The sequence below is a fragment of the Pseudomonas sp. NY5710 genome, from assembly GCF_013305665.1.
Classification (GTDB): domain Bacteria; phylum Pseudomonadota; class Gammaproteobacteria; order Pseudomonadales; family Pseudomonadaceae; genus Aquipseudomonas; species Aquipseudomonas juntendi.
Genome location: NZ_CP045554.1, coordinates 3,329,611 through 3,342,557 on the forward strand (window position 1 = coordinate 3,329,611; position 12,947 = coordinate 3,342,557).

At 64.2% G+C, this 12,947-nt stretch carries 5 protein-coding genes; 1 reads left to right on the forward strand and 4 read right to left on the reverse strand.

Going from position 1 to position 12,947, the window contains the following annotated elements; genetic code table 11:
- Window positions 1–100 precede the first annotated feature (100 nt).
- The 4 genes from GEV39_RS15260 to GEV39_RS15275 form a co-directional block, all read right to left on the reverse strand.
- Window positions 101–4,594 (reverse strand): NEL-type E3 ubiquitin ligase domain-containing protein, encoded by a 4,494-nt coding sequence (locus GEV39_RS15260; protein WP_173890149.1) that lies wholly within the window; start codon window positions 4,592–4,594, stop codon window positions 101–103.
- A gap of 99 nt (window positions 4,595–4,693) precedes the next feature.
- Window positions 4,694–9,193 (reverse strand): NEL-type E3 ubiquitin ligase domain-containing protein, encoded by a 4,500-nt coding sequence (locus GEV39_RS15265; RefSeq protein WP_173890151.1) that lies wholly within the window; start codon window positions 9,191–9,193, stop codon window positions 4,694–4,696.
- Window positions 9,194–9,260: 67 nt separating this feature from the next.
- On the reverse strand, window positions 9,261–10,283 hold the full coding sequence (locus tag GEV39_RS15270) for an AraC family transcriptional regulator (RefSeq protein WP_173890153.1): 1,023 nt from the start codon (window positions 10,281–10,283) through the stop codon (window positions 9,261–9,263).
- A gap of 92 nt (window positions 10,284–10,375) precedes the next feature.
- Window positions 10,376–11,440: an AI-2E family transporter gene (locus GEV39_RS15275; RefSeq protein ID WP_173890155.1), complete on the reverse strand. Its 1,065-nt coding sequence runs from the start codon at window positions 11,438–11,440 to the stop codon at window positions 10,376–10,378.
- A gap of 135 nt (window positions 11,441–11,575) precedes the next feature.
- Here GEV39_RS15275 and trhP point away from each other — a divergent pair, with 135 nt between their 5' ends.
- Window positions 11,576–12,910 (forward strand): prephenate-dependent tRNA uridine(34) hydroxylase TrhP, encoded by a 1,335-nt coding sequence (gene trhP, locus GEV39_RS15280; RefSeq protein ID WP_173890157.1) that lies wholly within the window; start codon window positions 11,576–11,578, stop codon window positions 12,908–12,910.
- Window positions 12,911–12,947: the final 37 nt, after the last annotated feature.

The following is a 12,947-nucleotide window of genomic DNA, read 5'->3' on the forward strand; positions in this document are numbered from 1 at the left end:
CCGCGCGTCACCCGCGGCAATGGCCAAAGCTGTCAATCTGGGTGACCGGTTTGGCCGTGCGCAGGCCGTGCAATGCGCTCGTGCGCTACCCTGCGACGGGTCAAGCCCTGTTCAGACGTTCCCGGGTCAAGCGCAGGGCCAAGGCTTCCAGTGCCTCCTGGCGGTCGCGCATCAGCGTTCGGGCCTGGGCGTCGTAGGCACCACTGCCCAACTGCTGCATACGCTCTTCCAGCGCCTCCATGGCCTGCTCGAATTGCTGCTGGATCAGGGCGAAGTCCTGTGGGTGTTCGGCGCGCAACACGTCAATCCAGAAGTCCCGCTGGCTGATGTAGCGCGTGATGTCTTCACTCGCCTCCCCGGCCAGCACTGCATCGCAGGCACGCTCGAGGTCGGCTTCAGAGACCTCGGCCAACGCACCGAACAGCATGTAGCGTGGCTGGCCGATCAGGTTCAAGCGTTCAGCCAGTCCTGTTCGGTAGGCCAGGCTGACCTCGACTTCCTCTTCGGCATGATCGCCGCGCTGCCAACGGCCATCCGCGTAGCGGCTGTCGATGTCCGCCCTGGCCAGTGCCAGTACGGTGTCAAGGCGGTACAGGCGCCGTGCCAGCAACAGCCGCGCATCACCGGTAGCCACAGGCTCACCGCCCTGGGTGGCGTGGAGTACCTGGTACCGGACCTCCAGGTTGCTGAAGCAATTGGCGAGATTGTCGGCGCAGGCACGTGGTTCGTCGGCCAGCGCGAACAAGGCTTCGCGCAGGTCGCGGTCCCACGACAGCGCCTCGACCAGGGTCCACACCCTGGCGCCCAATTGTTCAGGCGCAAGGCGAAACTCGGCACTTTGGGTCATCCCCACCAACAGTTCGAAGAATGCATCACTGCTCGGTTCGCTGCGCAAGGCCTGCCACTGCTCGCGGCCGCGGGCCTGGTCAGCCTCTGCGCGCGTGCCCAGCCATGCGTGCATGGCCTGCGCTTCTGCACCTTCGCCAAGCATGAGCGGGACGGGCACGATTTCAGGTGCATACAGTTGCTCGCGCAACGCAGTGGGCAGCGCGTTGCCTTCCAGGTCCACGACTTGCCTCACCGCGACCGGGGCGTCGAGCAATGCCTGGGGCAGCTCGGCAATCTGGTTGTCGCGCAGATCGGCATACTCCAGGCGCGCACACCATTGCAGGCCTGAAGGCATGCTCGTCAGCCCGGTACGCCGCAAGCGCAGCCGCTGCAGCCGGTGCAGCCCCGATACATCCAGCTGCAGAGCGCCCAGCGGGTTGTCGTTCAGGTCCAGCCGGCGCAAATTGACGCAGCGCAACAACACAGCCACTTGCCCGGCACTGGGGCGGATGCGGTTGTTGCGCAGTATCAGCTGATTCAGCTCCGGCATCTCCTCGATGCCCTCGGGTAGCTCACGCAAGGCATTGTCGCTCAGGTCTAGCGTGCGCAGGTGCCGGAAGCAGCCCAAAAAACCCGTGGGCAGCGCTGGAACGTGCAAACCTGTCAATGTCAGTTCCGCTACATGGCCAAAGCTGGTCCCCTGCGGCAACGTCGGCAACGCCTCCACAGCCATGTCAGTCACACGCAGCCTTAGGCCGACCGGGTTGTTTTGCGCATCGAACACCCGTTCACCTTCCAGTCGCCAGGCGCGGAGCAGGGCAGAGGCCAACCGGCGGCGCGCATGCCGGGCCGGGCCCATCACGCGCAACATCCAGCGCTGCAGCGCTTCGTCGAGGCGCCGGAATTCCTGCTCCTGCCGCAACAGGCTGTCGAAGGCCGAGCCGTCGATTTCCGCCATGATCCCCAGGTAGCGATCGACATCGTCATCGCTCAACGACGGATAAAGGCCACGCAGGCGGTTGCGCAACATCTGCTCGATCGACGAGGCCGATGGTAGCCTGCTGACGCCACCACCGAGCAGGTAACCCAGGCGACCGTCAGGTAACCGTCGCATCGAGGCGCCCAGTGCTCGAGCCTCACGCCACCCAAGCAGCTTCATCAGCTCCGAGCAACGCGCGGGTATCGCGCCTTGCAGGGCCAGGCGCAAGCTTTCGGCAGCAGACCCACCCGTATTGCCCAGGCGCTGGCGAGACGCGCTCGGCATGCACGTCGCCAGTACCTCGAACAGCCCGGCGGGTTCTGCCACCTGCAGGTCGGCAGGCAGGCCCTGCTGGTCATACAGGGTAAAGGCCCCTTCGCGCCAGACCATCACCAGCGTTCGCTGGCCACCCGCTTGGGGCAGCAACCGCTCCTGTAACGGCCCGAACACTGAACCGTCCCGCAACTCGAGGTTCAGCATGCTTTGCGCAAACCCTTGCCGACGCAGCAGGGCAAAAGCCAGTGCCACCGCATCGGGGTGGCAGCTGCTGCGCAGGTAGAACGATTCGCGCGCCCTGGTCAGCCGGGCCTGCTGCAACGAGGCACGGGCCCGTTGCGCCAGGCCAAGGGGTACCCGGCCTGTGCTTTCCATCTGCGCCCGCATGGCATCGCTGGCGTGGCTCAGCACGTCCAGCGCATAGGCGTGCGGCAAGCCGGGATAGTCCCGCACCAGCAGGCTTTGCAGAGCATCTTCACCGAGGTAGCAACACGAGAAGTACTCGAACATCCGTTCGCGCAGGCGCTGCGCATGCAGCTCAATCAGCGCGAGCTGGGCTGGCAGCGTATCCGCCTCGATATCCAGCTCATGCACGCACCACTGCAACAGCTCGGTATCGCTCACGGCGGTATCGAGCTGCTGGAAAAACGTCGCGATCCTGGCATCCACCGCAAAGCGCTCGAGGGTGTCGCGCAGCTGAACCGGAAGCGGCCGCTCCTCGACCAGCAAACCGCGCAGAAAAGCCTCGTCCACCTCCGTTACTTTCAATATTTGCGCCAACCGCTCTGGGGCAAGCGATTGCGCGGCCGGCCATAACCGCGCCAACAAACGTGCCGTGCCCTGCCATTCCAATGGCCGCTCGGTCACCAGGCGCCAGGCGCGCTCGCCATTGGTTCGCAGGGCTGGTCCGTAAACATCGGGACCCTCTCGGTGCAACAACCGCCAGGTACCGTTGCGATCCTCGCGCACGCTGTACAATGCCTCATCGCAACGCCACCAATGGCCGCTGCCATCGGTCAGCAGACCGTTCTCCAGCGTGGTCAATGGCGCTGCTGGCAGCGCCTGGCGGTAAGGGGCCAGATCATCGTGCCACAAGCGTGCCTGGCCCGCCTCGTTGGTCACCGGGTGCAGTTGCCCGACAAAGGCGCTGTGCAAGGCATAGGCCCCGCCAAGCACAGCGCCGTTGACCGCCAGCGAGGTGGCAACCTGCATCACGTGCTGCAAGGCTTCGTGCTGATGGCCCTGGCTCCAGTCACAGAAACCTTCGAACACCTGCCCCAGCAGCTGCCTTGCCATGTCGGCCATCAACAGCGTGCCAACCACCGGCACGAACAACCCGGCCAGGTTCAGCAACACCTCGCCGACGCCCTCCAGGGCACGCAATCGCTCAGCAGCCGCATTGCTATCGGCTTGCTCGGTAGGTACCGCCAGGTATCGGGCATCCGCCTTGAGTCGCTGAATATGCCAGGCGGCCATTTGCTCGAAAATCGGCGCTGCCGTCGCGAGCCCGCGCGGTTGCAGATCAGGTTCATCATCTTGCAGGCGTGTGGCGAGCAACGCCTGGTAGCCAGCACGCTCGCTGAGCGCAATTCGCCGCGCAAACGCGCCGCGGTACTGGGGAGCGGCCATTGCCGCGACCAAAGCCCGGTTGGCGCTGGGCCAGTCAGGGTAATACTGCAGTGGCCGAGCCTGATCATCCGGCAGGTACAACAGCACCCCTTTTAGCAGCAGTAACCTACCCACCCCACCGACCCCAGGTGACCACGAATCCTGCAACTCGATGGCCAGGGCGCCGTCCACCCGGCAACCCAGCACCTGCAGCCCACCCACCCGTACAAAATGACTAGCAGGATGCGTAGGGGTAGCGCCACGACCCAGTTGGCGCAGCATCCGTGCCTCATTGATCTTGAGCTGCCCCTTGAGGGTGGCAATCTCTGTGGCGAGCGCCAGTTCAAGGCGCTTGTCCACGGCCAGGTCGCGTTCGAAGGCAGCGTTCATGACCGCCGCCAGATGCACCTGGTACGCCTTGCCGACATCGGCTTCTCGGCAAGCGGCCACGACCGCGTCGATATTCGCAGCCAGGACCTGTTCGTCACGTTCAGGCGCGACAGGCGGCCGTACCAGTGCGGTCTGCTCGAAGAACGACTCCCTGGCCTTGAAGTTCTGCAACAGCTTTTCCAGCGCAGGCACCCTGACGAAGTACGATTCGAACTGACGGATGCCGCCAAGGTCCACGCGCAGGCGCCGGCGCTCCTCACGCCAGGTCAGCCGATCAAGCGGTACAGCAAGGCCCAGGGCGCCGTTCAGACGCGCCTCGGCAAACGCCATCAATGGCTGCAGGTGTGCGGTAGCGCTGCTGAGTGTGCGCTGGCTGGCAAGGTGCGCATCCAGTGCAGACTGCAGCGCAGCAAGGCCCGCAGGGCTGGCCTTGCTTAGCCAGTCAGGCAAGCGGTTGGCAATGAAGCGCTCTACCGGGTTTTGGAGCCAAGGTTTTGCAGGTTGCGAGGGCATGGTCAGTGTTCCTTGACGGGGATCATGATCCCCGACTGTGCCGCCTCCCCCAGCGGCGGTGGCAGCAGGAAACGATCGCCAGCCGCCAATGCCCGGCAGTCATCCTGAAGCGCGCTCAGTCCTGCTGCCCGACCCCGTGGACAGGTCCATCGCCTCGCGGGTCAAACGCAACAGCAACGCCTCGATCGCCGCCTTGCGCTCTTGCGCCAGCGTATCGAAATCGCGCAGGTAGGCGCCTTCATTGGCCGCCTCCGCACTCAGCCCCTCCATGCGGCCCCAGAAAGGCGCTTCCACGGCGTTGAACGCTGCAGGTTGTTCGCGCCGCAGGTACTCCTGCCAGAAATCACGTTGCGCGATGAAGCGGGGCAACTGCTCGGTAGCCTCCGCTTCACGCACCGTTGCAGCCGCTGCAGTCAGTTGCTGCCGGCTGACCGCGGCGATGGTCTCGAACTGCATCGTTCTCGGCTGCCCTGGCAGGTCCAGCTCTTCAGCCAGGCCGGTGCGATACGCCAGGCTGACCTCGACTTCATCCACATGCTGCCCTTGCGCCAAGCGCGCCTTCACATCCTCTCGGGCCAGGCGCTCCACCTGTTCCAGACGAAACAACTGCCTGGCCACACGCAAGCGGGTGAGCCGTGCGGCCACGGGTTCAGCCTGTTGCAATGACTGGCGCAGATACAATCGCACTTCCAAGGCACTGAAACAGCTCGCGACGCTGTCGGCGCAGGTCCGCGGGTCGGCAGCCAGGTTGAACAGTTCTTCGCGCAATACCGTGTCGTTCTGCATCGCCTCCAGCATGCGCCACACACGCCGCCCCAGATCCTCGGGAATGACCTGGTAATCACGCGTCTCGGTCAGCTCCGCCAGCAACCGGAAGAACGCGCTGCTGCCCTCCTCACGCTGTACGCCATCCCATCGGGCTTCACTCAAACCACGCTGCGGTGCCGCGACCAACGCCAGCCAGCGTTCGCGTGCGCTGGCGATGGCCAGCAAAGGTGCATCCACCGCAGCCTCGGCTGCGCCCAGGGCAAGCATGCGCCGCCTGACGGCCAAGGACAACGGATTGCCAGATAACTGCACCGCCAGCCGCAAGGCCTCAGGCGCTTGCAGCAGCGGTTCTGGCAGAGCACCGATATGGTTGTCGCGCAAATCCGCGAGCTCCAGCAACCGACAACGGTGCAACTGTGCAGGCACCGTCAGCAAGTTGGCACCGCGCATGTGCAGTTCGCGCAGGCGGCCCAACGTGTCCAACTGCAGTGTAATGGCGCCCAAAGGGTTGTGATTCAGATCGAGCATACGCAGGCGTGTCAGGCTGCCAAGGGTTGCAACACCCGCCGCGGTCATGCGGATGTGGTTGCCAGCCAGGCTGAGGTTGGTCAAGTGCGACAAATGCCCGAGGTCGGCGGGCACCTCGCTCAGGCGATTGCCACTCAGGTTCAACCAGCGCAGCTGAGCAAAACAGCGTAAAAAGCTGGCCGGCACATGTTCCACCGCCAGGTTGCTGAGTATCAGTTCAGCGATATGGTTGAAGTCGGTGCCGGGCGGCAGCTCCGGTAGGCTGCGCAAGGGTATGCCCGTCAGGTTCAGGCGCATGCCATGGAACGTCCCGTGCTGGTCGACGATCCGCTCGCCGATCAGGCGCCAGCTGCGTCGCAGTTCGCCGGCAACAGAGAGGCGCGCCGCCTGGCTGGCACTGTTGCGGGTACCCTCCACCCAACGTGCCAACGCGTCGCTGAACCTGCGGTACTGCTGTTCCTGCCGCAACAGATTGCAGAACGCCGAACCTGGCCGCTCCAGCAGCAGCTCCAGAAAGGTCTCCACTTCTTCTTCATTGAAACCTGGATAGAGGCTTCGAATGCGGGCACGCAACACGCGCTGGCTGAAGTTACCCGCTGCGCCCCTGCCGCTGAGCACGTAGCCAACCCGGCCATCGGGCAGGCGCCGAACAGGGTTTGGCGGCATGCCAACATCACTGACACCCAGTAATTTCAACAGCGCACCACGCCCCTGCGGTAGCCAGCGTTGCAGGGCCAGGCGCAGTGCACTGCACGCCTCGTCGCCCTGCCAACCCAGGCGTTGCCTGTCAGCCGTGGGCAGGCAGGCCAGCAGCGCTTCGTAAAGCTCAAGTGGCCGCTGCGCGCTGGCCTGTAGCTCGGTACCGGCTGCGTCATACAGCCGGTAGTGGCCCTCGTGCCGGACCATCACCACGTGGGCGGCGGTTTGTTCCGGCCCAGGCAGTGCCGCCCGCCGACGACCCGCAATCGACCCCTCGCGTAGCTCCACCTGCGCTGTTGCTGGCCACTTGGCGTGCTCGCGCAATAGGCAGAACACCAACTCGTCCAGGCCGGGATGGTGGCTGCCAGCCAGAAACAGCCCTTCACGCATGCGCGTCAGCCTGGCCACCTGCAAAAGCTCACGTGCCTGCTGCGCCACTGCCAATGGCAAACGCGCCTGCGTGCGCAGGATACCGCGCTGCTCGGTCGTGATGTGCTGCAGCACATCCAACGCGTAAGCGTCTGGCAAGCCCGGAAAATCGCGCTGTACCAGCCAGACCTGGGCGTCAACCTTCAGACGGCGACCGCCCAGGTAATCCAGCAGTTGGGGGCGCAGGCTGGCCGCATGCTCGGTAACCCGCTCCACTTGCTCATCCCGCGACAGTGCCTGCAGCCCGAGGGCGTCCAGGCACCATTGCCAAAGCTGGCCGTCTGAGCTGCCGACACGGGCGAAGAAACGCTCGATCCTTTCATCTGCGCCAAAGCGCTCCAAAGTGTCACGTAGGGCGACTGGCAACGGACGCTTCTCCACCAGCAAGCCGCGCAAATGCGCCTCGGATACATCAGCCACCTTGAGCACCTGCGCAATGCGCGCCGGGCCCAACGATGATGATGCAGGCCACAGGCGCTGCAGCAGCATCTGGGTGCCTTGCCATTCCAGCGGCCGTTCGCTGGCCAGTTGCCAGGAAGCTTCAGCGTTCCACTCCAGGTAAGGACCGAAGGCCTTGTCATCGGTGACGTCCTGCAACCGCCAAGGGCCATGCTCACCCTGCGCTCGTACCCGCCAGTAGCGACCGTGGTGGTACCACCAGTGCCGCCCCCCATCGGTCAGCAGGCCATTGTCCAGTTCGCGCAGTGTTCCGCTCGGCCGTGCACTCTGGTACCGCGTCAGGTCGTTCGACCACAGCCGTTGCTGCCCTGCATCGTTGGTGACGGGCTCCAGGCCATCGACAAAAGTACTGCGCACGAAGGCACGCGACACCACCGTGGCGCCGCCGGCTACAGCCGCCGTTACTGCCAGGTTCTCCGCCACCCCGAGCAAATGCTCGATGGCCTCATGCTGATGGCCCAGGCTCCAGTGCCTGACCCCTTCGTAGACCTCCGCCAAGGTCTGCACGACCATGTCCGCCAGCAACAATGCGCCAACCGTCGGCACGAACAACCCCGCCAGGTTCAGCAGTGCCAACCCTGCCGACGCCAACGCTTGCTCACGTGCCAGCGTCTGGCTGGAATCGGCATCAGCGGTGGGTACCGCCAGGAACCGCGCATCCTCGCGGATCCGCTGCAACTGCTGTAACGCCAAGCCCTCGAACTGCCCCTGCGGCAGGTTGGCGAACGTCGGTTCCAGATCAGGATCTTCATCGGCCAGCCGCTTGGCCAGCGTAGCCACGAACCCGGCCCGCTCGTGCAAAGCAATACGTTCCACCAGCGTCGCAGACCGCGCGGGATGTTTGAACATCTCGACCAGCTCGAAGTTGATCGCACGCCAGGTGACCAGATGCCGGAGGGCAGCGGGGGCATCGTCCGACAGCACCAACATGACGCTGCCAGCATATCCCTGGTTGTCGTTGCCAACCTCCACCACCAGTGCCCCATGCACCGTGCAGCCGAGCACCTGCAATGGGCCACAGCGCACAGTACGTCCCCTCGAAAGGGCAGTTTTGCGGCCCGCCACGATATCGCGCACTATCTGTACTTCCTCTGCCGGCAGAAGCCCGCGGGTGGCGGCTATCTCCAGTTGCAAGGCCAGGGTTCGGCGCAGGCTGGTGGCCAGTGTTTGCTCAAAGGCAGGGGTGAACAGCCGGGCCAGGTGTTCCTGATAACGTGCGCCCACATCGGTACTGCGGCAGGCCTGGACAAGTCGTGCCGCATCATCGAAGGCCACCTGTTCCGGCACATCGGTAGCGGGGTTTGCGGGGTATACCAGTGCCGTCTCCAGATAAAAGGAGTCGCCGCTGGCAAAGTTTTGCATCAACCTCTGCAACGCCGGCACCCTCACGAAGTAAGACTCATCCGTGGGCAATTTTCCTGGCTCGACCTTGAACCTGCGCCGCTGCTCGCGCCATTCCAAGCGGTCGAGATCCAGCAGCGTGCCGCCTTCCCGGTAAAGGCCCTGGGTCAGCAAGCGGCGGGCAAAGGCATCGATCGGCTTCAACTGGCGGAGTACAGCCGACATTTCAGCCTGGCTTGCGAGGTAGGCGCTATAGGCATCGCGCAGCGCCATGATTTGTGAGGCGCTGGCCCGCCTCAACCAATCAGGCAGAATCTGGCTGATGAAATCATCCGTCGCGCGTTCGAGCTTGGGGTGCAGTGGCACCTGTGGCATGAAGGGGCACTCCTTTGGCTGGAAACCCCCGACGCTGAAGCATTGGCACTGTGTGCAGCAGACGGAATCAGTTGCCAGCGTGGCGCGCCTGGATCACCGCGCGGTATTGGCCCGGGTTGCAGCCGAACCACTTGCGAAAAGCCTTGTAGAACGAACTGGCATCGGCAAAACCCAGCCGTTCGGCGATCTCGCCCATGGCTGGCTCGGCGCCAACCAGCCAAGTGGTGGCTAGCTCGCGCCGCACACTGTCCTTGAGCCCCTGGTAGGTCTGCCCCTCTTCGGCCAGGCGCCTGCGCAGCGTAGAAGCAGACAGGCACAGCGTTTGCGCCAGGTGCTCCAGCGCTGGCCATTGTGCAGGTGCCTGGCGCAGCAGATCGGTACGAATGCGCCGCGCCAGGCTGGACGGGTCGCGGTAACGCACCAGGATGTTGGCGGGCGCTTCGGCAAGAAAACGCTGCAATTCCTGCTCGCTGCGCCGCACCGCCAGGCCAAGGCAATCGGCGGGGATGATCATGCGCGTACGCGGGCGCCCGAACTGCAGGCTTTCGGAAAACATCACCCGGTAATCATCACAGAATGGTGGCTCGGCGCAGCGCAGGTCGATCGCCAGGATGGGGATGCGCCGCCCGGCCAGCCAGCAGGCCACGCCATGCACGATCATCCAGAAGGTGAAGTAGGTGAAGGCACGGCGCGGCTCCGCGCGCGGTTCGTTGATAACGATCTCGGCCAGACCCGGTTGGCGCACCAGGCACGGCTGCAGGTCTTCGAGCATCAGTGCCAGAAAGCCCAGGGCCGTTTCCAAGCCCTGCCCCAGGGTTGGCTGAGCCATGCTCGCACGGCACATGAACGCCAGGCTACCCGTGCGCAGCCCGCGAGGGTCCATGGCAAAGAACTCGTCATTGCAGCGCCGGGCCAGCAAGCGCCACAGGCGCGCATAGGATTGCGCGGCAACGCGCGCCTCGGGCATCTCAAGGCAACTGGCATCGATGCCGGCACGCGCCAGCAGGGCGGCATTGGCTTCGCTCGTTGGGCAGGTCTGCATCAACGCCTCACGCACCAGTTGCATGGAAATCGTGTCTTTCGTGCTCATCGGTTGTTCCGGGCCCATTCACCGGCCATCTTAGGCCGCTGGCGCGAAAACACCAGCCCTTGGGCACACCGCGCAACTGCCATGGCAGGCCGTCACTGCGGCAATTGCACCTGTGGCTTGGCCTCGGCGAAGATCGACCAGCTGGACATGAACAGCGCCGCAATCAACGGCCCGATGACGAAGCCGTTGAGCCCGAACACCGTCAACCCACCCAATGTGGATACCAGGATCAGGTAGTCCGGCATGCGCGTGTCCTTGCCTACCAAAATCGGCCGGAGCAGGTTATCCACCAGGCCGATGACCAGCACCCCGAACGCGGTCAGGATAATGCCCGGCAATATCGCCCCGGTCAGCAGGAAGTAGACGGCCACGGGTGCCCAGACAATGCCCGCGCCAACCGCCGGCAGCAGCGACAGCAACGCCATCAGCACCCCCCAGACCAGGGCACTGGGAATATCCAGCACCCAAAAAATGAAGCCCCCCAATGCACCTTGGGTCACGGCCACCAGCACATTGCCCTTGACCGTGGCCCGAACCACGCGGTTGAACTTCAGTTGCAAGCGGCGTTTCTGGTGCTCGGGCAGCGGCACGGCCAGGCGCACACGGCGGGCCACATCGGCGCCTTCACGCAGGAAGAAGAACAGCAGGTACATCATGATGCCGAAGCCGATCAGGAACTCGAACGTACCCTGGCCAAAGCTGAAGGCCTGGCTGGCCAGCACCTGGCTGCCCTGGGTCGCCCACTTGGTGATCTTGTCGCGCAAACCATCGAGGTTGCCCACGCCCAGGTGGTCCAGCCCGTTTTGCGCGAACGCCGGCAGCATCTCCTTGCCCCGTTCGACGTAACCGGCAATGTCCAGTTGCCCGCTTTCGATACGTTGGTACAGGGTCGCGCCTTCCTGCACCAGCAGCAGGCTGGTGATGATCACCGGCAGCACCGCCACCAGCAGGCAGATCATGGTCGTGGTGATCGCTGCCAGGTTGCGCCGGCGACCAAAACGCATCACCAGGTTGCGCTGCAGCGGGGCAAACAGGATAGCCAGCACAACCGCCCAGAATATCGCGCCGTAGTACGGCAGCAGGATCCACACGAAGGCAATGGTCACCAGCGCCAGGAGCACCGCAAGGGCTTTGTTCTGTAGGGCAGTTTCGTTCATTGCAGGTCCTCGAATGGCGTGTGCGATATTAGTTCGCGCCGCTTGGCCAAAAGTGCCGCTACATCCGTTGATATATATCAAAACCTGCACCGGCCGCGTGCCTTAGCATCCGCGCCCTTTGCCCCGGTGCGCACCATGACCCTGATCAGCAAGCCCGAACTCCTGGCCCCTGCCGGCACCCTCAAGACCATGCGCTATGCCTTTGCCTATGGCGCCGACGCGGTCTATGCCGGCCAGCCGCGCTACAGCTTGCGGGTGCGCAACAACGAGTTCGACCACGCCAACCTGGCGCTGGGCATTGCCCAGGCCCACGCGCTGGGCAAGCGCTTCTACGTCGTGGTCAACATCGCCCCGCACAACGCCAAGCTGAAGACATTCCTCAAGGACCTGGCACCGGTGATCGCCATGGCGCCGGACGCGCTGATCATGTCCGACCCCGGCCTGATCATGCTGGTGCGCCAGCACTTTCCGGACATGCCGGTGCACCTGTCGGTACAGGCCAACACGGTAAACTGGGCCAGCGTGCAGTTCTGGCAAGGCATGGGCCTTGCTCGGGTGATCCTGTCACGCGAGTTGTCGCTGGAAGAAATCGGCGAAATCCGCCAACAGGTGCCGGGCATGGAGCTGGAAGTGTTCGTGCATGGCGCCCTGTGCATGGCCTACTCCGGCCGCTGCCTGCTGTCGGGCTACCTCAACAAGCGTGATGCCAACCAGGGCACCTGCACCAATGCCTGCCGCTGGAAGTACGAAGCCACGCCCGCCACCGAGAACGCCGTGGGCGACATCGTTCGCGAAGTGCAGCCCACCCTGGGCCTGGGCGCCCCTACCGACCAGGTGTTCCTGCTGCAGGAAAGCAACCGGCCCGGTACCGAAATGCCGGCGTTCGAAGATGAGCACGGTACCTACATCATGAACGCCAAGGACTTGCGCGCCATTCAACACGTGGAACGCCTGGTCGGCATGGGCGTGCATTCGCTGAAGATCGAGGGCCGCACCAAGTCGCATTTCTACTGCGCCCGCGCCGTGCAGGCGTACCGCCAGGCGATCGATGACGCAGTGGCCGGCCGCCCCTTCGACCACGCGCTGATGGACAACCTGGAATCGCTGGCACAACGGGGCTACACCGAAGGTTTCCTGCGCCGCCACGTGCACGACGAGTATCAGAACTACCAGCGTGGCAACTCGGTGTCCGAGCGCCAGCAGTTCGTTGGCGAGCTGACCGGGGTGCGCCTCGACGGCCTGGCCGAGGTCAAGGTGAAGAACCGCTTCAGGGTGGGCGACCACCTCGAGCTGATGACCCCACGTGGCAACTACCATTTCGACTTGCAGCGCCTGTGCAATGTGCAGCGGCAGGCCATCGAGGTAGCGCCGGGCGATGGTCACGTGGTCTACCTGCCGATTCCGGAGCAGGTCGCCCTCGACCACGCGTTGCTGATGCGTGACCTTACCCCCGAAGAAGCCACCCACTGAGAATCCTGTACTATGGAGCGGTTTGCTCTGAAGGAGT

What these genes read in the sequence shown, in the direction of transcription:
- GEV39_RS15260 (WP_173890149.1), bottom strand. Translation starts at nt 4,594, where the DNA reads ATGCCCTCGCAACCTGCAAAACCTTGGCTCCAAAACCCGGTAGAGCGC.
- GEV39_RS15270 (WP_173890153.1), bottom strand. Translation starts at nt 10,283, where the DNA reads ATGAGCACGAAAGACACGATTTCCATGCAACTGGTGCGTGAGGCGTTG.
- GEV39_RS15265 (WP_173890151.1), bottom strand. Translation starts at nt 9,193, where the DNA reads ATGCCACAGGTGCCACTGCACCCCAAGCTCGAACGCGCGACGGATGAT.
- GEV39_RS15275 (WP_173890155.1), bottom strand. Translation starts at nt 11,440, where the DNA reads ATGAACGAAACTGCCCTACAGAACAAAGCCCTTGCGGTGCTCCTGGCG.
- trhP (WP_173890157.1), top strand. Translation starts at nt 11,576, where the DNA reads ATGACCCTGATCAGCAAGCCCGAACTCCTGGCCCCTGCCGGCACCCTC.